17 protein-coding genes are annotated in these 19,902 nt (G+C 71.7%); 11 read left to right on the top strand and 6 right to left on the bottom strand.

Annotated features, from left to right (window positions below):
* Positions 1-116: 116 nt before the first annotated feature.
* On the bottom strand, positions 117-797 hold the full coding sequence (locus tag ACFCXS_RS25620) for a hypothetical protein (protein WP_376645672.1): 681 nt from the start codon (positions 795-797) through the stop codon (positions 117-119).
* 417 nt (positions 798-1,214) lie between these two features.
* Here ACFCXS_RS25620 and ACFCXS_RS25615 point away from each other — a divergent pair, with 417 nt between their 5' ends.
* Positions 1,215-1,754, top strand: coding sequence for a bacterial proteasome activator family protein (locus tag ACFCXS_RS25615; RefSeq protein WP_376645671.1), 540 nt, complete (start codon positions 1,215-1,217; stop codon positions 1,752-1,754).
* Positions 1,755-1,815: 61 nt separating this feature from the next.
* Here ACFCXS_RS25615 and ACFCXS_RS25610 read toward each other — a convergent pair whose 3' ends face one another.
* The gene (locus ACFCXS_RS25610; protein ID WP_376645670.1) at positions 1,816-3,459 is read right to left on the bottom strand and encodes a protein kinase; all 1,644 of its coding nucleotides are present in this window, start codon (positions 3,457-3,459) and stop codon (positions 1,816-1,818) included.
* Between the two features lie 368 nt (positions 3,460-3,827).
* On the opposite strand from ACFCXS_RS25610, the gene ACFCXS_RS25605 reads away from it, so the two are divergent.
* The 6 genes from ACFCXS_RS25605 (at position 3,828) to ACFCXS_RS25580 (ending at position 12,796) form a co-directional block, all read left to right on the top strand.
* On the top strand, positions 3,828-5,420 hold the full coding sequence (locus ACFCXS_RS25605; protein WP_376645669.1) for a protein kinase: 1,593 nt from the start codon (positions 3,828-3,830) through the stop codon (positions 5,418-5,420).
* Positions 5,421-5,814: 394 nt separating this feature from the next.
* Positions 5,815-7,011: a pyruvate dehydrogenase (acetyl-transferring) E1 component subunit alpha gene (gene pdhA, locus ACFCXS_RS25600; protein WP_376645668.1), complete on the top strand. Its 1,197-nt coding sequence runs from the start codon at positions 5,815-5,817 to the stop codon at positions 7,009-7,011.
* Between the two features lies 1 nt (position 7,012).
* Complete coding sequence (locus ACFCXS_RS25595; RefSeq protein WP_376645667.1) at positions 7,013-7,990, top strand: alpha-ketoacid dehydrogenase subunit beta; 978 nt, start codon at positions 7,013-7,015, stop codon at positions 7,988-7,990.
* A 19-nt stretch (positions 7,991-8,009) separates the two neighbouring features.
* Positions 8,010-9,443 carry a dihydrolipoamide acetyltransferase family protein gene (locus ACFCXS_RS25590; RefSeq protein ID WP_376645859.1) on the top strand — a complete coding sequence of 478 codons (1,434 nt, stop codon included), beginning with the start codon at positions 8,010-8,012 and terminating at the stop codon, positions 9,441-9,443.
* A 247-nt stretch (positions 9,444-9,690) separates the two neighbouring features.
* Entirely contained in the window at positions 9,691-11,925 is a 2,235-nt protein-coding gene (locus ACFCXS_RS25585; RefSeq protein ID WP_376645666.1) for a glycoside hydrolase domain-containing protein, read from the top strand.
* Positions 11,926-11,962: 37 nt separating this feature from the next.
* Positions 11,963-12,796 carry a twin-arginine translocation signal domain-containing protein gene (locus ACFCXS_RS25580; RefSeq protein WP_376645665.1) on the top strand — a complete coding sequence of 278 codons (834 nt, stop codon included), beginning with the start codon at positions 11,963-11,965 and terminating at the stop codon, positions 12,794-12,796.
* Positions 12,797-12,885: 89 nt separating this feature from the next.
* Here the strand turns inward: ACFCXS_RS25580 and ACFCXS_RS25575 are convergent, their stop codons facing one another.
* A complete protein-coding gene (locus ACFCXS_RS25575) occupies positions 12,886-13,785 on the bottom strand; it encodes a D-alanyl-D-alanine carboxypeptidase family protein (protein WP_376645664.1) in 900 nt (299 codons plus the stop codon).
* Between the two features lie 208 nt (positions 13,786-13,993).
* Here ACFCXS_RS25575 and ACFCXS_RS25570 point away from each other — a divergent pair, with 208 nt between their 5' ends.
* Both ACFCXS_RS25570 and ACFCXS_RS25565 read left to right on the top strand, forming a co-directional pair.
* Positions 13,994-14,644, top strand: a complete 651-nt coding sequence (locus tag ACFCXS_RS25570; protein WP_376645663.1) for a GntR family transcriptional regulator — start codon at positions 13,994-13,996, stop codon at positions 14,642-14,644.
* Complete coding sequence (locus tag ACFCXS_RS25565) at positions 14,641-15,936, top strand: nitrate/nitrite transporter (RefSeq protein ID WP_376645662.1); 1,296 nt, start codon at positions 14,641-14,643, stop codon at positions 15,934-15,936. The genes ACFCXS_RS25570 and ACFCXS_RS25565 overlap by 4 nt, the downstream gene beginning before the upstream one ends.
* A 61-nt stretch (positions 15,937-15,997) precedes the next feature.
* Here ACFCXS_RS25565 and ACFCXS_RS25560 read toward each other — a convergent pair whose 3' ends face one another.
* Both ACFCXS_RS25560 and ACFCXS_RS25555 read right to left on the bottom strand, forming a co-directional pair.
* Complete coding sequence (locus ACFCXS_RS25560) at positions 15,998-16,732, bottom strand: SAM-dependent methyltransferase (RefSeq protein ID WP_376645661.1); 735 nt, start codon at positions 16,730-16,732, stop codon at positions 15,998-16,000.
* A 179-nt stretch (positions 16,733-16,911) separates the two neighbouring features.
* Complete coding sequence (locus ACFCXS_RS25555) at positions 16,912-17,736, bottom strand: maleylpyruvate isomerase family mycothiol-dependent enzyme (RefSeq protein WP_376645660.1); 825 nt, start codon at positions 17,734-17,736, stop codon at positions 16,912-16,914.
* Between the two features lie 181 nt (positions 17,737-17,917).
* Here ACFCXS_RS25555 and ACFCXS_RS25550 point away from each other — a divergent pair, with 181 nt between their 5' ends.
* Complete coding sequence (locus ACFCXS_RS25550; protein WP_376645659.1) at positions 17,918-18,739, top strand: carbon-nitrogen family hydrolase; 822 nt, start codon at positions 17,918-17,920, stop codon at positions 18,737-18,739.
* A gap of 31 nt (positions 18,740-18,770) precedes the next feature.
* Here the strand turns inward: ACFCXS_RS25550 and ACFCXS_RS25545 are convergent, their stop codons facing one another.
* Entirely contained in the window at positions 18,771-19,262 is a 492-nt protein-coding gene (locus ACFCXS_RS25545) for an LURP-one-related/scramblase family protein (RefSeq protein WP_376645658.1), read from the bottom strand.
* 156 nt (positions 19,263-19,418) lie between these two features.
* Between ACFCXS_RS25545 and ACFCXS_RS25540 the strand changes: the two genes are divergently transcribed.
* Positions 19,419-19,886, top strand: a complete 468-nt coding sequence (locus tag ACFCXS_RS25540) for an HIT family protein (RefSeq protein ID WP_376645657.1) — start codon at positions 19,419-19,421, stop codon at positions 19,884-19,886.
* The last annotated feature ends 16 nt before the right edge of the window (positions 19,887-19,902 follow it).

Here is a 19,902-nt window from a genome sequence, read left to right as displayed (position 1 = left end):
CCGCCCGCCCCGCGAAGGCAGGCAGGCTCTCCCCCTGCCATCGATTCCGCGGCGGCAGGGGGCACTCCCTGACCCCGCGGGGCCCCGGGCGGGTGACGGGACGTCGCGGGCGCGGTCTAGACCCGCCGCAGCCGCAGCGCCACGAAGGCCAGGGCCAGTCCCAGGCCGATCAGGACCAGGCCGCTGCCCAGGGGCAGGATGCGCAGGACCTGGCCGACGGGGCGTTGCGCGGTCGCGGCCTCCCGTACGGACCGTTCCGGCGGAGTCGCGGACACCGGGTCGGTCTCCCGCGGCTCCTCGGGGAGGCCGGTGGCGTCGGAGCGGTCCTGCCCCTCCTCCGCCTCCTCCGCCCGTCCCGGCCGCACCCGGCCCTCTCCTGCCCTGCTCCCGGCCCGCGAGGGCTCACCGGCGTCGGAAGGGGTCGCCTTCGCTGCCGCGGCCGACGAGGTCGCCCGGGCCGACGGGGCGGCCAGGGGTGAGGGGACGGACCGGTCCGGCGAAGCAGCGTGGGGCGATGGGGTGGACCGGGACGGCGAAGCCGTCCGGGACGAGGCCGTCGGGCGGAAGGAGGGAGTGGGCGGGGCGGACGGGGCCGATGAGGCGGGCCCGGGCGACGGGGTGTCGAGGTCCCCGGACCCCTCCTCCTCCGGCTCCGCCGAGTCCGCCGTGTCCGCCTCCTCGTCGTACGTGTGGACAGCCCCGTAGGACGGGACGGATCCGAAGGGTGAGACGGCCGCGCCGGCCCCCAGGGCGAGGACCAGTCCCGTCGCCCGCAGCGCGCGTAGCCATGGAGTCACGGGGGTGACCCCCTCCCGCCGTGCCCGGTAGGGCATAAACGGCAAGTTCGGTCATATCGTGCCAGCAAGCCTCACACCGCCCCGCACGCCCGGCACTCCGGGTTCGGCCGACGGACGGAATCGCTGAACGATCCGGCGAACGGAATCGCTGCACGATCCGGCGAACGGAATCGCTGCACGATCCGGCGAACGGAATCGCTGCACGATCCGGCGATGCCGGCAGGCCACGGGCCGCCGGCCCCGCAACGGGCCGGCCCGCCGCGCGAGAGCCGGCGATCGAGCGGTCCACCCGCCAGGAGCGACCGCCCCCGCCCGAGCAACCCGAAGCGTGACCGACTCGTCTCCTCCAACGCGGTGGATCAGCCTCCTGTGGGGGCACCACGGAGGTGAGGTGCAGGCGTGCGACAGAATGGCGACATGGAGATGCCGAGGAACGAACGGTCGTCGGAGAACCCGCAGATCCTGGTCGTGGGCCAGGACGGCATGGCGCTCGGTGGCGGCAGCGCAGACGATGACTCCCGCGAGACCCCGGTCACGGAACAGGTGGAGCAGCCCGCGAAGGTCATGCGGATCGGCAGCATGATCAAGCAGCTGCTGGAGGAGGTGCGCGCGGCTCCCCTCGACGAGGCCAGCCGGGTCCGGCTCAAGGACATCCACGCCAGCTCGGTGAAGGAGCTGGAGGACGGTCTGGCGCCCGAGCTGGTCGAGGAGCTGGAGCGGCTCTCCCTGCCCTTCACGGACGAGACGACCCCCAGCGACTCGGAGCTGCGCATCGCGCAGGCTCAGCTCGTCGGGTGGCTGGAGGGGCTCTTCCACGGGATCCAGACCACGCTGTTCGCCCAGCAGATGGCGGCACGTGCCCAGCTGGAGCAGATGCGCCGCGCCCTCCCGCCGGGAGTCGGCGACGGAATGGACGAGCAGCACCCGGGCGGCCGGTCCGGCGGCCCCTACCTGTAGTCGTACGGAAAGACGGAAGGGCCCGGCGGTCTCGCCGGGCCCTTCCGCACGCCGGGGGACCTCAGGAGGGCGGGTTGCCCGTCGAGACGCTGAGCTCGATCTCGGGCATGTCCTTCGGGTCGACGTCGGTGTCGGCGGACGGGAACTGGTTCATGACCGTGCCGTCGCCGTAGGTGTTCTCGTCGACCTTCTTCTCGTTCACTTCCCAGCCGGCCGCCTGCAGACAGGCCTTGACCGACTTGATGTTCTTGAACTTGAAGTCCGGGATCTGGATCTTGTCGGGGTCGTTGTACGACTCCCGCGGCTCCGTGCACTCCTCGGTGTCGATCGTCTTCGAGGTGTCCGGACCCCGGTAGCCGGGCTTCTTCTCCGCGGAGGCCGAGGCGCTCGGGTTGCCGCCGCCGCCCTTGTCGTCCTCGCCGCCGCCGTTCAGCAGCAGCGCCGTGACGAGGCCGCCGACCGCGACGACGGACACGATGATCGAGCCGATGATCACCGGCTTGTTGTTCCGGCCGCCGCCCGAGGGGGCGGCCGTGGTGTGGGGCGACAGGTTGTACGGCGGCGGGGTCGACGGGCCGGGCTGCGGGGAGTACCCCGCCGGGGACGGCGTCTGGTAGCCGCCCTGCTGCGGGTAGCCGTACGCCGGGGACGGCCCCGTCGGGGCGGGCGTGCCGTACGGGTTCGGGGGCGGGGTCGGCTGGTACGGCGTCTGCACCTGGCCCGAGGGCGCCGGGGTCGCCTGGTCGACCGGCGGGAACACGGCCGAGCCGACGCCCGCGCCGCTGGGCGCCTGGGTGCCCGGGACGATGCTCGGCGGTGCGGCCTGGAAGGACGCCGCCACCCGCAGGCACTCGTCGCGCATGGCCTCGGCGCTGGGGAAGCGCTCGTTCGGGTTCTTCTTCAGCGCACGGGCGATCAGCGCGTCCACGGCCGGGGGCAGCGAGCGGTTGACCGAGGACGGAACCGGCGGCTCCTCCTGGACGTGCGCGTACGCGATGGCCAGCGGCGAGTCCGCCTCGAACGGCAGCCGCCCGGTCACCAGCTGGAAGAGCATGATGCCGACCGAGTACAGGTCGGAGCGGGCGTCCACCCCGCGGCCGAGGGCCTGCTCCGGCGAGAGGTACTGCGGGGTTCCGACGACCATGCCGGTCTGCGTCATCGACGTCACGCCGGACTGCATGGCCCGCGCGATGCCGAAGTCCATGACCTTGACCACGGCGCGCTTGGTCATCATCACGTTGCCCGGCTTGATGTCGCGGTGGACCAGGCCCATCTCGTGGCTGATCTCCAGCGCGGCCAGCACGTCCGCGGTGATCTTCAGCGCCTTGTCGGCGGGCATCGCGCCCTGCTGCCGCACGTCCTCGTCGAGGACCGAGCCGAGCGGGCGGCCCTCGACGTACTCCATGACGATGTACGGCGTCGTCATGCCGTCGAGGGTGTCCTCGCCGGTGTCGAAGACCGACACGATGTTGGTGTGCGTGAGCTTGGCCACGGACTGGGCCTCGCGGCGGAACCGCTCGCGGAAGGCCTGTTCCCGTCCGAGATCCGTGTGAAGTGTCTTGATGGCGACCTGCCGGTCGAGCACGCTGTCGTACGCGAGGTGCACCGAGGCCATGCCGCCCTGGCCGAGGAGGTCACGCAGCTGATAGCGGCCACCGGCGAGCGCCCGCCCCGCGTACTGGCCCTGTGCGCCGTCCTGGCTCATGTCCCGTTTCCCCCGTAGCCCTTGAGGCGCCGCCGACTTGCGCTGATCCGCCGCGGATCCGTCGTTGGTCCGTCGTTGATCCAAACCGCCATTCCCGGCCAAGTCTGCCCCAGGGCACCGACACGTCAAGCTCGGTGCCCGTTCCGTGACCGTACGCGAAAGAAGCGTCGCGGAAGCGTTACCGGGGGCGTACGGGCGGGACACAGAATTTGCACGTCGGTAAGGAGTGAAGGTTTCATGGCCGGTCCGTCTCGTGCCGCTCCCGGTGCCCCTTCTCGGGCCGGAGGCTTGCGCGGAGGCTGTAGCGTGGCCGACGGAGACCGTAACAACACCGCGCGCACCGCGGGCAGAAACGACGGCGAGGACTGATGGCACAGCAGCAGCGCGCTCAGGGCCCGTCCGACCCCGAGGGCACTGGCGGCGGCATGTCGGAGGCGCCGGAGTCCTGGGGGAACGGCGGACTGGTCGGGGACGGCCGGTACCGGCTGACCCGCAGACTCGGCCGGGGCGGCATGGCCGAGGTGTTCGCAGCCGAGGACGTCCGTCTCGGACGCACCGTCGCGGTCAAGCTGCTCCGCTCCGACCTCGCCGAGGACCCGGTCTCCAAGGCGCGCTTCACGCGCGAGGCCCAGTCGGTGGCCGGTCTCAACCACCACGCGATCGTCGCCGTGTACGACTCCGGCGAGGACTTCGTCGGCGGTCAGTCCGTGCCGTACATCGTCATGGAGATCGTCGAGGGCCGCACCATCCGCGACCTCCTGCTGAACGCGGAGGCGCCCGGCCCCGAGCAGGCACTGATCATCGTCTCGGGCGTCCTGGAGGCGCTCGCCTACTCGCACCAGCACGGCATCGTGCACCGCGACATCAAGCCCGCCAACGTCATCATCACGCACAACGGCGCCGTGAAGGTGATGGACTTCGGCATCGCCCGCGCCCTGCACGGTGCGTCCACGACGATGACGCAGACCGGCATGGTCATGGGCACCCCGCAGTACCTCTCCCCCGAGCAGGCGCTCGGCAAGGCCGTCGACCACCGCTCCGACCTGTACGCGACGGGCTGCCTGCTCTACGAACTCCTCGCGCTGCGTCCGCCCTTCACCGGCGAGACGCCGCTGTCCGTGGTCTACCAGCACGTCCAGGACATCCCGACGCCGCCGTCCGAGGCCTCCGACGCCTGCCCGCCCGAGCTGGACGGCATGGTCATGCGCTCCCTCGCCAAGGAGCCCGACGACCGCTTCCAGACGGCGGAGGAGATGCGCGGGCTGGTCCAGTACGCGCTCCAGATGCTCTACGACCAGGGCGGCCACACCGGCACCTGGAACACCGGCCCCGTCGGCACGCACGAGGGCCGGAACACCCCGTCGGGCGGCTTCGCCGGTGCGACGGCCGTGATGGGACACCCCGGGGACGTCTCCGGTACCGCGCAGATCCCCTCGCCGATCCTGCCCGGCGGCTACGGCGGCGGGGACGACGGCGGCTTCGAAGGCCACGGCAACAGGGGCAGCGGCCGGGGCAAGCTCTGGATCCTCGCCGTGCTCGCGGTGATCGCCATCGCCGCGGGCGTCGCCCTGGCGCTGCAGAACACCGGCGGCGGCAAGGACGGCCCGAGCAAGGAGCAGAAGCCGACCGCCTCGCAGACCAAAGAGAAGGAAACGCCCAGCGAGACCCCGAGCGACGACGACACCGGCGAGCCGACCGACACGCAGACGGACACCGGCACCGGCACCGGCTCGGGCAACGGCAACTGGACGCCGACCTACAAGCCGTCCCCCACGCCGTCGCAGACCACTCCCGCCTCGCCCACCGGCGAGCCGACGGGCGACCCGACCAGCGCGGAGCCGACCGGCGAACCGACGGACGAGGAGCCCACGGACCCGGGCACCCCGACCGACGACACCGGCGGTGCCGACGGTGGCAACACCACGGAGGGCATCGTGGGAGGCGCGGGCGGCCAGGGCTGATCCCGCTGCTCAACGGCATGATCCACGCGCGCGTGGGACCCGGCGACGGGGCCCACGCGCGCGTGCCGTTCGGGCACGCCGAAAAGAGGACTCTTCCCGTGACCTGGGTCACCGGGTTAACGTGCGGTTGCTCCGGCCTCCTGCAAGGCTGTGACCAGGGCCCCTTCCCAGCCTTCCCGATTTACTTGGAAATCCAAGCAAAATCGCAGGTCAGGTGGGGTTTCACAGAAATGTGGCGCACTGGGTAACGTGCTTTCTGCAGGGCGCTCGCCGGGGCACCTGCAACGCCTGTACCCGGCCGAGCGGCACCCACCCCGTGCCCCGTGGGTCGAGAACAGGTGAGCCGCACTGGCCTACCGGCAACCCCGGGGGCCGGACCGACGGAGGAGCACACGTGACCGTGGAGAGCACTGCCGCGCGCACACCGCGACGCAGCGCCGGAAGCAAGGCCGGCACCACCGGCACCAAGCGCACCACCCGCACGCCTGCCAAGAAGGACGCCAAGAGCACCGAGCCCCAGCTCGTGCAGCTGCTGACGCCCGAGGGCAAGCGCGTCAAGAACGCCGAGTACGACACGTACGTCGCCGGTATCACTCCGGAAGAGCTCCGCGGCCTCTACCGCGACATGGTGCTCACCCGCCGCTTCGACGCCGAGGCCACCTCCCTGCAGCGCCAGGGCGAGCTGGGCCTGTGGGCGTCACTGCTCGGCCAGGAGGCCGCCCAGATCGGGTCCGGCCGGGCCACCCGGGAGGACGACTACGTCTTCCCGACCTACCGCGAGCACGGCGTGGCCTGGTGCCGCGGCGTCGACCCGGCCAACCTGCTGGGCATGTTCCGCGGCGTGAACAACGGCGGCTGGGACCCCAACAGCAACAACTTCCAGCTGTACACGATCGTCATCGGCTCCCAGACGCTGCACGCCACCGGCTACGCCATGGGCGTCGCCAAGGACGGCGCCGACAGCGCGGTGATCGCCTACTTCGGCGACGGCGCCTCCAGCCAGGGCGACGTGGCCGAGTCCTTCACCTTCTCCGCGGTCTACAACGCCCCGGTCGTGTTCTTCTGCCAGAACAACCAGTGGGCCATCTCCGAGCCGACCGAGAAGCAGTCCCGCGTCCCGATCTACCAGCGCGCCCAGGGCTTCGGCTTCCCGGGTGTCCGGGTGGACGGCAACGACGTGCTCGGTGTCCTCGCGGTCACCCGGTGGGCCCTGGAGCGGGCCCGCGCCGGCGAGGGCCCGACCCTCGTCGAGGCGTTCACCTACCGCATGGGCGCCCACACCACCTCCGACGACCCCACCCGCTACCGGGGCGACGAGGAGCGCCAGGCCTGGGAGGCCAAGGACCCGATCCTGCGCCTGCGCCGGTACCTGGAGGCGTCAAACCACGCGGACGAGGGATTCTTCGCGGAACTGGAGGCCGAGTCCGAGGCGTTGGGTAAACGAGTGCGCGAGGCGGTCCGTGCCATGCCGGACCCGGACCACTTCGCGATCTTCGAGAACGCCTACGCGGACGGCCACGCGCTCGTCGACGAGGAGCGCGCCCAGTTCGCCGCGTACCAGGCGTCGTTCGCCGACGAGGGGGGTAACTGAGATGGCCGACAAGATGGCACTGGCCAAGGCGATCAACGAGTCGCTGCGCCGCGCCCTGGAGTCCGACCCCAAGGTCCTGATCATGGGTGAGGACGTCGGCAAGCTCGGCGGCGTCTTCCGGGTGACGGACGGCCTGCAGAAGGACTTCGGCGAGAGCCGCGTCATCGACACCCCGCTCGCCGAGTCGGGCATCGTCGGCACGGCGATCGGCCTGGCCCTGCGCGGCTACCGCCCGGTGGTGGAGATCCAGTTCGACGGCTTCGTCTTCCCGGCGTACGACCAGATCGTCACGCAGCTGGCGAAGATGCACGCCCGCTCGCTGGGCAAGGTCAAGCTCCCGGTCGTCGTGCGCATCCCCTACGGCGGCGGCATCGGCGCGGTCGAGCACCACTCCGAGTCCCCCGAGTCGCTCTTCGCGCACGTGGCCGGCCTGAAGGTGGTCAGCCCGTCGAACGCGTCGGACGCCTACTGGATGATGCAGCAGGCCATCCAGAGCGACGACCCGGTGATCTTCTTCGAGCCCAAGCGCCGCTACTGGGACAAGGGCGAGGTCAACGCGGAGGCGATCCCGGGCCCGCTGCACAAGGCCCAGGTGGTCCGCGAGGGCACCGACCTGACCCTGGCCGCCTACGGCCCGATGGTGAAGCTCTGCCACGAGGTCGCCGACGCGGCCGCCGAGGAGGGCAAGAACCTGGAGGTCCTGGACCTGCGCTCGGTCTCCCCGCTCGACTTCGACTCCATCCAGGCGTCGGTGGAGAAGACGCGCCGCCTGGTCGTCGTCCACGAGGCCCCGGTGTTCTTCGGCTCGGGCGCGGAGATCGCCGCGCGGATCACGGAGCGCTGCTTCTACCACCTGGAGGCCCCGGTGCTCCGGGTCGGCGGCTACCACGCGCCGTACCCGCCGGCCCGCCTGGAGGAGGAGTACCTGCCGAACCTGGACCGGGTACTCGACGCCGTCGACCGCTCGCTGGCGTACTGAGGAGAGGGTCGTGACGACGATGACGGAAGCGTCCGTGCGCGAGTTCAAGATGCCCGACGTGGGCGAGGGACTCACCGAGGCCGAGATCCTCAAGTGGTACGTCCAGCCCGGCGACACGGTCACCGACGGCCAGGTGGTCTGCGAGGTCGAGACGGCGAAGGCGGCCGTCGAGCTGCCCATCCCGTACGACGGCGTGGTCCGGGACCTGCACTTCCCCGAGGGCACCACGGTCGACGTGGGCACGGCGATCATCGCGGTGGACGTCGGCGGCGGCAGCGCCGCACCCGCGCCCGCCGCCGAGCAGCCCGCGGCCGCTCAGCCCGCGGCAGCGGCTCCCGCCGAGGAGCCGAAGGCGGCGGGTTCCGGCCGCCAGCCGGTTCTGGTGGGGTACGGGGTGGCGACCTCGTCCACCCGCCGCCGCCCCCGCAAGGGCCCGGAGGTCCCGGTCCCGCAGGTCTCGACGGCGATCCAGACCGAGCTGAACGGCCACGCGCCGGCGGCCCCGGCAGCTCCCGCCCCGGCGGCTCCGGCCGCTCCGGCGGGCGGGGAGCGCCCGCTGGCCAAGCCGCCCGTCCGCAAGCTCGCCAAGGACCTGGGCGTGGACCTGACGACGGTCGTCCCGACCGGCCCGGACGGCATCATCACCCGCGAGGACGTGCACGCGGCGGTCGCCGCCTCCGTGCCGGCGGCCCCCGAGCCGCAGGTCGCGTCCGCCCCCGCCGTGGCCCAGGCTCCGGCGTCGTACGACACCACGCGAGAGACCCGTATCCCGGTCAAGGGGGTCCGCAAGGCGACGGCGGCGGCGATGGTCGGCTCGGCGTTCACCGCGCCGCACGTCACGGAGTTCGTGACGGTCGACGTGACACGCACGATGAAGCTGGTCGAGGAGCTGAAGGCCGACAAGGAGTTCGCGGGCCTTCGGGTGAACCCGCTGCTGCTGATCTCCAAGGCGCTGCTGGTCGCGATCCGGCGCAACCCCGACGTCAACGCGGCCTGGGACGAGGCCGCCCAGGAGATCGTGGTCAAGCACTACGTGAACCTGGGCATCGCGGCCGCGACCCCGCGCGGTCTGATCGTGCCGAACATCAAGGACGCTCACGCACAGACGCTGCCACAGCTGGCGCAGTCGCTGGGCGAGCTGGTGTCGACGGCCAGGGACGGCAAGACGTCCCCGGCGGCGATGCAGGGCGGCACGGTGACGATCACCAACGTCGGCGTCTTCGGCGTCGACACGGGCACGCCGATCCTCAACCCGGGCGAGTCCGCGATCCTCGCGGTCGGTGCGATCAAGCCGCAGCCCTGGGTCCACAAGGGCAAGGTGAAGCCCCGCCAGGTCACCACCCTGGCCCTGTCCTTCGACCACCGCCTGGTCGACGGCGAGCTGGGCTCGAAGGTCCTGGCCGACGTGGCGGCGATCCTGGAGCAGCCGAAGCGCCTGATCACCTGGGCGTGAGCCGACTGCGGCGGCCCCCTGCCCCTTGTGGGCGGGGGGCCGCCGGCGTTTGTGCGGAGGTGAACCGGCGGTTCGCAGACGATCACAACAATCTCCTGGAACCCGCCCAAGTACCGCACAGTAAGCGGTTTATCCGGACATACGATCAAGCTCACCACGAGATCGACCACTCGCCCGGCGTCCCGGGGGAGTCCGGTTCCGGGCTGCGACGGGCGCGGTCACTCCCTCGAAAGCGAGTGAACCCCCCATGCGCGACGCTATGGTGCTCAAGGCCCAGAGATTCGTGAACTCCGTCTACGGCAGCCGTACCGGCACGACCGTCAAGGAGACCGGCGAGGCCGACTGGGCGACCCTGTACGCCCTGACCCGCGCCCTGCAGTACGAGCTGGGCATCACGGCGTTCTCCGACAACTTCGGCCCGACCACGCTCAGCACCCTCACCGCCACGTACCCGAAGCTCGACGCCGACACCGTCCCCTCGTCCGACTTCTGCCGCATCATCCAGTCCGGCCTGTACTGCAAGGGCTATGACGGCGGCGACCTCGACGGCACCTACGGCACCCGGGTGCGGGAGGCCGTCACCCGGCTCAAGACCGACATGGGCGTGGAACAGGTCTACCCGGGGGCCGCTTTGACGCCCAAGGTCTTCAAGGCACTGCTGACGATGGACTCGTACGCCCCCGGCGCCCCGGGCACCGGGCAGGTGCGGGCCGTCCAGCAGTGGCTCAACGGCCGCTATGTGAACCGGCAGGACTTCTTCGTCACCGCCTGCGACGGGCTCGTGTCCCGGGACACCGCCAAGGCGCTGCTCTTCGGCGTGCAGTACGAGCTGGGCATGGCGGACGGCACCGCCAACGGCAACTTCGGGCCCGGCACCCAGTCGGGACTGAAGGCGCATCCCGTGACCCAGGGGGACAAGGGCGTCTTCGTCCAGCTGTTCTCCGCCGGGATGGTCCTCAACCGGCGCCCTGCCGCCCTCACCGACACCTTCGACTCCTCCCTCGCCGCTGCCGTCCGGGCCTTCCAGACCTTCGCGGCGCTCCCGGCCACGGGCGACGGCGACTTCGCGACCTTCGCCTCCCTGCTGGCCTCCTTCGGTGACCAGTCCTGTCCCGCCAGGGCATGCGACACCACCACCCGTATCACCCCGGCCCGGGCGGCGTCGCTCAAGGCGGCCGGGATCGCGTACGTCGGCCGCTACCTCACCAACCCGAGCGCCACGTCCCTGCCGGAGAAGGCCATCCAGCCGGGCGAGCTGGACACCTTCGCCCAGCAGGGCCTGCGCTGCTTCCCGATCTACCAGACCGTCAACGGCGACGCCTCGGACTTCGACTACGTCGCCGGGCGGACCGCCGGGTACGCGGCGGTCAACGCCGCCCGCGACCACGGCTTCCGGCGCGGGACCCGGATCTTCTTCGCCGTCGACTTCGACGCGATCGACGCCGAGATCACCGCGAACGTCCTGCCCCACTTCAAGGGCGTCAAAGAGGCGATGGCGGACTCCGGCCACCCGTACGAGATCGGGGTCTACGGCTCCCGCAACGTGTGCGCACGGGTCGGCGAGGCCGGCTGCTCGACCGCGAGTTTCGTCGCCGGCATGTCCGCGGGCTTCGAGGGCAACGCCGGGCACCCGCTGCCCGGGGACTGGGCCTACGACCAGTTCGTCGTCCGCACCCTCGGCTCGGGGGAAGGGCAGCTCGAGATCGACGCCGACAACGCCTCCGGGCGGGACACCGGGCAGGGCGCGTTCGACCGGCCGCGGCCCGCCGTCCCGGACGTCGCCTTCGACGCGCGTCAGGTGCCGGCGCTGCGGGCCGACCTCGCGCGCTACATGCGCTCGATCGGCCGGCCGGACACGGGCGGCATCGGCGCTGACGCGCGGCTCTACACCAACGCGCAGGCGGTCGCGGCGATCCAGGACCAGGACGGGCTGATCACCGAGCTGTCGAAGACCTACTCGATGCGCAAGGCGCTGATCCAGACGGCCGTCTACTGGGCCATGCGCGACTACGACCTCTCCGACCAGTCCACCGACCAGCAGGTCGCCGACCACCACCTCGGCGGCTCCGGCCCGGTCAGGGACTCGCACACCGGCATCGGAGAGATCAGCGCGGCCGACGCCATCCAGGCCTGGAACCACTGCATCGGCTGGGGCTTCGCCGACGGCGACCGCCGTGACCCGGCCAAGGACGCCGACCTGTGGACCGTGTGGCAACAGCTGAACAAGGACAACGCGTTCAGCGTGCGCACCGCGGCCCTGATCCACCTCTGGGGCACCCGCGGCAGGCCCGGCGGGCAGCTGCCCCCCGGCAACCGCGTCACCACCCCGCGGTCCATGCGCCTCGACCTCGTCGAGTTCGAGATCACCGAACTCCTGCGCCGCTACCGGGCCTGGGACCCCGACGTGGAGTCCCAGACGCACCAGAGCCTGGCCGTCTACCAGATCTTCGAGAAGTACAACAGCATCCTCCGCAACGCCTGAGCGCGTGCGCGCGACAAGACTTCAGGAAGAGACTCCGTTGAAGCTCAGCCTCCCCCACCTCCCCCACCTCCCCCGCCTTTCCCGCAGACCGTCGGCGTCCGGCGCCGCGCACCGCAGGAGCCTGTCCCGCCGCGCCCTGCTCGGCCGTGTCGCCGCCGTCGGCGGTGCCGTGGGCGTCGCGGCCCTGCCCCTGTCGCATTTCCTGTCCCAGGCGTACGCCGACGCGAACAACCCGATCCCGGCCCGGGTACGGGACGCCCTGCGCAGCGCGCAGGACCGGACCCGGCGTGTGCTGGCCGGCTCGCGCTCCCACAACGGCTGGGAGATGGAGAACGTCGCCGACGACGGCGGCACCGTCTACACCCGCCCCGTTCCCGGCACCCCGCTCACCGGCGTCGCCGTGCGCATGGGCGACGTGGAGACCGTCCTCGTGCACCTGGTGCGCCGGTTCCACTACGAGGTCGACCCGCTGCGCCGGGGTGACGTCGTCGGATGGCACGACCCGGCCGGCCTCGCCAGGAGCCGGCCCGAGTCCAACCTGGCGTCCGGCACGGCCGTGCGGATCCGGCCCGGCTTCTTCCCGCGCGGCGCCCGGGGCGGTTTCTTCCCGCAGCAGGAGGTCGTGATCCGCGACATCCTCGCCGAGCTCGACGGCGTGGTCCGCTGGGGCGGCGACGACCGTACGCCCGACGAGTCGCTGTTCGGCATCGACGTACGCCCGGACGACGAGCGGCTGGTCCGGGTCGCGGCGCGGATCCGCGGCTGGCAGCTGGATCCGGGAGCCGGTGCGGGAACCCCGGTGAACGTGCTGTCGGGCGCCCGGCGCAAGGCGGCCCGGGCACTGGAGCGCCGCCAGCGCACCGCGGCATGACCTCCGTATGACGAAGGCGACCGCATGACGAAGGGGGCTCCGCCGCGGTGTGCGGCGGAGCCCCCCTGTGTCGTCCTGCTGGTGCTGCCTTACCTGGTGAAGCCGTAGTTGAGCAGCTTCGTCGCGTCCGCCTTGCGGGCGTCCAGGCCGGTCGAGGCGAGGACCGTGCCGATGACCGTCTTGCCGCTGCGGGTGGCGGCGAAGACCAGGCAGTACTTCGCCTCCGGGCCGGAGCCGGTCTTCACACCGATCGCGCCGCTGTAGCTGCTGAGCAGCGGGTTGGTGTTCTCCCACGGCGCCATCGTCCGCGTACCGCCGGACTTGGTGGTCGTCTTCGCCGTGTACTTCTTGGTCTTGACGACCGTACGGAACGAGGAGTTCTTCATCGCCGCGCTGGCGAGCTTGGTGAGGTCGCGCGGCGTGGAGTAGTTGGCGCCGTGGCCGATGCCGTCGAACGAGTCGAAGTGGGTGTTCTTCAGACCCAGGTTCTTGGCGGTGGTGTTCATCTTGCCGATGAACGACTTCACGCGCGCCGCGCGGGTCGAGCCCGAGCCGAACTTGTCGGCGAGCGCGTACGCCGCGTCGCAGCCGGACGGGAGCATCAGCCCGTACAGCAGCTGGCGGACGGTGACCTTGTCGCCGACGATCAGCTTCGCGTTGGACGCGTAGTTGTTGTCGACGATGTAGTCGCTGTACGCCTTCTGGATCGTGACCTTGCTGTCCATGTTCAGGTTCGACTGCTTCAGCACCACCAGAGCTGTCATGATCTTGGTGGTCGAGCCGGTCGAGCGGCGCGTGTCGGCCGCCTTGGTGTACAGGGACTTGCCGGTCGCGTTGTTCATCACAAAGCCGCCCTTGGCGGCGATGGAGGGCGCCGAGGCGGCCTGCGCCGGCGCGACGGTGAGGGCACCGGTCGCGAGCATGGCGCCGGTGGTGACGGCGACGGCCGCGGCTCTGCGGAGACGAGTGCCCTTAATGCCGGTTATCAAGTGAAGTACCCCGATTGCGTCGAATGCCTCAACGGTGCGGCCGAGTTGAGGACGAGGGGAAAGGGGCCGCACGTGTCTGACTCGTAACTAGCACACGTGGTTGTGCTGTTGCCGAGGGGGATCCCCCCTTTGCCACGGATGTGTGACATTCAAGTCCGCATACTGGACGTATCCATCCATGCGTACCTGTTGTATCTATGCTGTCCGCATGACCCTGGCCGTGAAGCAACCGCCCGCCGCCGAACGCGTCTACGCCCATGTCAAACAGGGAGTCCTGGAACGCCGGTACGAGGGCGGGGCCCTCCTCACCGAGGGCGAGCTCGCCGAGGCCGTCGGAGTCTCGCGCACACCGGTCCGCGAGGCGCTGCTCCGGCTGGAGGCCGAGGGACTCATCCGGCTCTACCCGAAGAAGGGCGCCCTCGTCCTGCCCGTCTCGGCGCAGGAGATCGCCGACGTCATCGAGACGCGGCTGCTCGTCGAGGAGCACGCGGCGCGCAAGGCCGTGCCCGCGCCCGCCGGTCTCATCGAGCGTCTGGAGGAGCTGCTCGCCCGGCAGAAGCAGCAGGCCGCCGCCGGGGACTACGCAGGCGCCGCCGTCACCGACCGCTGCTTCCACGCCGAGATCGTCCGCAGCGGCGGCAACGAGATCCTCTCCCGCCTCTACGACCAGCTGCGCGACCGTCAGCTCCGGATGGGCGTCGCCATCATGCACTCCCACCCCGACCGCCTCGCCAAGACCCTCGCCGAGCACGAGGAGATCCTCGAGGCGCTGCGCTCCGACGACGCGGAGACGGCCGTCGGCCTCGTCCGGCGGCACATCGGCTGGTTCTCGCACCTGGCCCGGGGAGAGGTCCGATGAGCGCCACCGCGATACCCGGTGAGCCGCCGGGCGGGCGCAGGGCGCTGGCCGTGTGGGGCACGGGCGTCTCGGTCTACTTCGTCGCGGTCATCTTCCGCACGTCCCTGGGCGTGGCCGGCCTCGACGCCGCCGACCGCTTCCACGTCAACGCCTCGGCCCTGTCGACCTTCTCCATCCTCCAGCTGCTGGTCTACGCGGGCATGCAGATCCCCGTCGGCCTGCTGGTCGACCGGCTCGGCACCAAGAAGGTGCTGGCGCTCGGCGCGGTGCTGTTCACCGCCGGGCAACTGGGCTTCGCCTTCTCCCCGTCGTACGGCACGGCGCTCGCCTCCCGGGCGCTGCTCGGCTGCGGTGACGCGCTGACGTTCATCAGCGTGCTGCGCCTGGGCAGCCGCTGGTTCCCGGCCCGGCGCGGGCCGCTGGTCGCCCAGTTCGCGGGACTGGTCGGCATGGCCGGCAATCTCGTGTCCACGCTCGTGCTGGCCCGGCTGCTGCACGGCATCGGCTGGACGGCGGCGTTCGCGGGCAGCGCGGCCGCCGGGGCCGTGGTGCTCGTCCTGGTGCTGCTGTTCCTCAAGGACCATCCGGAGGGGCAGGAGCCCGATCCGCTTCCGCACCAGGGCGCGGCCTACGTACGTCGGCAGATCGCCGCCTCCTGGCGGGAGCCCGGGACCCGGCTCGGCCTGTGGGTGCACTTCACCACCCAGTTCCCGGCGATGGTGTTCCTGCTGCTGTGGGGGCTGCCGTTCCTCGTCGAGGCGCAGGGGCTGTCCCGGGCGGTGGCCGGTGAACTGCTCACCCTCGTCGTCCTGTCGAACATGGTGGTGGGCCTGGTCTACGGCCAGATCGTCGCCCGGCACCACGGGGCCCGGCTGCCGCTCGCGCTCGGCACGGTCGGCACGACGGCGGCCCTGTGGGCGGCCACCCTCGCCTACCCGGGCCCGCACGCCCCGATGTGGCTGCTGATCGTGCTGTGCACGGTGCTCGGGGCGTGCGGACCGGCGTCGATGATCGGATTCGACTTCGCCCGCCCGGCCAACCCGCCCGAACGGCAGGGCACCGCCTCCGGCATCACCAACATGGGCGGCTTCGTGGCCTCCATGACCACGCTGCTCGCGATCGGCGTCCTCCTGGACGCCACCGGCGACGACTGGTCCCTGGCCTTCTCGGCGGTGTTCGTGCTCCAGGCGGTCGGGCTCTCCCAGATCCTGCGGCTGCGCGGTCGGGCGCAACGGCGGGAGCGGGAGCGGCTGGTGGCGAGCCGAGTGGAGACGGTGCACGTGCCGGCGTGACGTTCGCCGGGTGGCGGTCCGGCGCGATGTGCGTCGGGCGGTCGGCCGGCGCGGCCGTTCGTCAGGCGGTCGGTACGAGGGTGAGGTACGCGAGGCCGAGGACGCCGCGGTAGGCGAGCCACCGGGCACGGTGCCGGTCCAGGCGCTGCCGCGTCTCTTCCGCCAGGGGGTGACGGGGGTGCTCGGCGAGCCACACCTCGGTGTCCGCGAGGTACCCCGACTCGAACTCCTCCCATTCGTCGAGGCTCGCGGTCTCCGTCCACTCGGGCCGGAACCCGGCGTCGACCGTCAGGCCGATGAGCGTCGCGAGGTCGGGATGGTCGGTGACGGCTGCGTCCGGCCACATCCGCGACAGCTCGTCAGGGGTGGGGGTGCGCTGCCAGAAGCCCTCGCCGAGCAGGACGCGGCCCTGGTCGGTGACCAGGCGGCGGAGTTCGGCGAGCACCTCGGGGAGCCGGTCGCCGAGGGCCTGGCTCGACCCCACGCACAGCACGAGGTCGGCGGGGCCACGGGTGGTGCCGGTGGCGGACTCCTCCAGGAAGCGGACCCGGGGCGCCAGGCCGCGGTTCGCTGCGGCCCGGCGCCCTCGGGCCAGATCGTCGGTGTCCAGGTCGAGGCCGGTTCCGGTCGCCTCCGGCGCGGCGGCCAGAACGCGGAGCATGAGCTCCCCGGAGCCGCAGCCGATGTCCAGGACGCCGGCGGGGCGGTGACGGGTGAGGCGTCGTACGAGGGCGTCCGCCCTCGGCTCGGACAGGGGACCGTGGAAGGTGAGGCGGGTGCGGTGGGGTGGGGTCATGCGTAGGACGCTAGAGGCGGGGGCGGGGCCGGGGCATGGGGTTTTCCGGCCCTGGGGGCCGACGCTGGGGTCGGGTGGGTCCGCGGCCCGGCGTAGCGGGGTGCGCTGCGCCCACCCGTGCCGTCCCCAGCGGCGCGCGTGCCCGCCGGCGAGAGCGGCCGGGCAGTCGTAGCCGGCTCTTACTGCGTCACCGTGAAGTGGTTCAGGATCGCTGCCGTCAGCTCCGGGTCGCCTTCTGTCTTCAGGCGGTCGGAGACCGACTCCGGGGTCACCCGGCCGCAGGCCAGGCGGACGTACGTCTCCCAGTCGAGGGTGAGGGTGGCGGCGGGGCCGAGGGCCGGGGCCGTCTCCAGGGTGCCGCGGCCCTGGATGTCGACGCGGATCGTGCGCAGGAACTCGACGGGTCCGTGCACGTCGAAGACGATCGCCGAGCTGCGCGGGGCCTGCGCGTCCTCGGCCACCACGCGCGGGAGTTCCCCGAGCAGCACGTCACGGGCGACCAGCGCGCCGGGGGAGTCGAGGTCGCCGGGGCGGCCGAGGGCCGTGCGCAGGTCCTGCTCGTGCACCCACACGTCGAACGCGTGCCGCCGCATCGACTCCTCCAGGGTGAGCTCGCTGCCGAGCGGCCCCCGCACCTTCGTGCCCGGGTCACGCGACTCGTTCCGCAGCTGCCGGTTGCGGCGGATGATCACGTACTCCAGCTCGGAGGTCATCTCCGGTGCCGTGTGGTGACGGCGGACGTCGACCTGCATCTCCATGTAGCGCTGGTGCTCGTTGGTGACGTGGAAGAGGTCGCGCGGCAGGCTGTGGATGGGCCGCGGGTCGCCGAGCATCTCGCAGTCCAGACCGATGACATGGGAGACCACGTCCCGCACCGACCAGCCGGGGCATGGCGTCCGCCGGTTCCACTCGGCCTCCGGGAGCGGCTGGAGCAGCTCGGATATCGCTTCGATGGAGTGGGTCCAGGCGTCGGCGTAGGGCTGGAGGGCGGGATGCAGACTCACGGAACGGGACCCCTCGGCGGTTCGGTCACGGGCAGGTGGTGGCGGCGTTGCCAGTGGGAGGTGGCGGCTGTCGGCGGGCGTCTCGCGAGCTAAGTTACGCTGCTGTGAGGCACCCCGGCAGTGCTTTCGTGTGACGATCGTAGGCCCGTGTGGACGGCTCGAATGCCAGGACGGTGGTAGTGTGCGCGCCTCTGTGATCCAGATTGCCGTGAACGAGGACGAATCGGTCGAAGCGCGCCGCCGACGCGTGGCGGCGCTGGTCCGGGATCAGGCCGGAGCCGATCTCGTCGTCCTGCCGGAGCTGTGGACCACCGGCGCCTTCGCCTACGAGGAGTTCGGGCGCGAGGCCGAGCCGCTCGAAGGACCGACGTACGAGGCGATGGCGAAGGCCGCGAGCGACGCGGGCGTGTGGCTGCACGCGGGCTCCATCCCGGAGCGCACCGCGTCCGACAGCGGCTCCGCCGCGGGTGACGGGCCGCTCTACAACACCTCCCTCGTCTTCTCCCCCTCCGGCGATCTGGCCGCCGCCTACCGCAAGATCCACCGCTTCGGCTTCGACAAGGGCGAGGCCGTGCTGATGGGCGCGGGCGCGGAGCTGGTGACGGTGCGTCTGCCCGAGACGACCCTGGGCCTGTCCACCTGCTACGACCTCCGCTTCCCCGAGCTCTACCGCGGCCTGGTCGACGCCGGTGCCGAGACGCTCGTGGTGTCGGCGGGCTGGCCGGAGCGCCGCCGCTCCCACTGGACGCTGCTGGCCCGGGCACGGGCGGTCGAGAACCAGTCGTTCGTCCTGGCCTGCGCAACGGCCGGGACGCACGCCGGAGTTCCCCAGGCCGGTCACTCGATCGTGGTCGACCCGTGGGGCGAGGTGCTGGCGCAGGCCGGTGCCGGCGAGGAGGTCCTCACGGTGGAGTTCGACCCGGGGAAGGTCGCCACCACCCGCGAGCAGTTCCCGGCACTGAAGGACCGGCTGCTGGGGCTCGAGCCGCCGCGCAGGCCCTGAGGCCCCCTCCGCGGGTGAACGCCCGGGCGGCTCAGTCCTCCCGCTCCTTCTCCGCCAGGTGGATCACACACACGGCCACCGCGATCAGCAGCGCCGGATCCGCGTCGTCGCGGACGACGTCCACGCCGTAGGTGTCCCGCAGGGTCAGCCATCGCCGGGAGATCACGGCCAGCAGCTCGCCGTCGTACTCGACGGCGAACTCCCGGTCGAGGATCTTCCCGCTGACGTCCAGCTCGTTGCCGTCGGCCAGGGACACCCGGTAGTGGTTGCGCAGCAGGGACAGCCGTTTCCTGCGGATCGTCGCCAGCGGCTCCCCGCCGCGCTGGAGCACCATGGTGTCGCGCAGGGCGAGCATCTTCTGGTGGATGTCGACGAGGACGCGCCCCTGGGTGTCCTTCAACTCCCAGGTGTCCCGCAGCCGCAGGGCCTTGCCGTCGACGAGGAACACCTTGCTGCCGCGCTCGTCCTCGATCCAGTAGTCGTCACCGAAGCCGAGGAGCCGGTCGTACACGAGGAATCTCATGAGACCAGGGCTTCCCCGCGGCCGGTGGTGAAACGCCGCCGATAGGCCGAAGGGCCGAGGCCCGTCCGCCACCGTGGCCGCCCCCGGCCCGGCTTTGCCGGCCCGACCGTACGGTGACGGGGGAACAGCCGCCGCGTCCGCACCCTGGAGGGGACCATGCACCGGGCCGCAGAGGATCACGATCTTCCCGAGGAGCCGGACGCGGGCGGACCGCGCGTCGGGGGCTCGTGCCCGTTCTGCCGGATCGTGCGGGGGCTGGCACCCGCCGAGGTGCTGCGCGACTGGCCCGACGCGCTGGCGATCCTGCCCCGGGGCGGGGGCGTCACGGCGGGGCACGTGCTGGTCCTGCCCAAGACGCACGTCCCGGACGTGGCGGCGGACCCGCTGGTGTCCGCGGCGACGATGCGGCGCGTCGCGGAACTCGCCGGTGAGATGGGCGACTGCAACGTCATCACGTCGCGGGGCGCCGCCGCCACGCAGACGGTGCCGCACCTGCACGTCCACCTGGTGCCCAGACACCATGGCGACGGCCTTTCGCTGCCCTGGACGCCACGGGCCGCGGGCGGCACCCGCCGACCGGGCCCGGACCGGCGGCCCTGGTCGGTCCGCCCGCCCGGCCGGTGAGCAGGCGGGGGCCGCG

It is taken from the genome of Streptomyces sp. NPDC056373, assembly GCF_042262425.1.
Taxonomy (GTDB): domain Bacteria; phylum Actinomycetota; class Actinomycetes; order Streptomycetales; family Streptomycetaceae; genus Streptomyces.
Note: the sequence above shows the minus strand (reverse complement) of the source record. Positions and strands in the feature narration are given on the sequence as shown.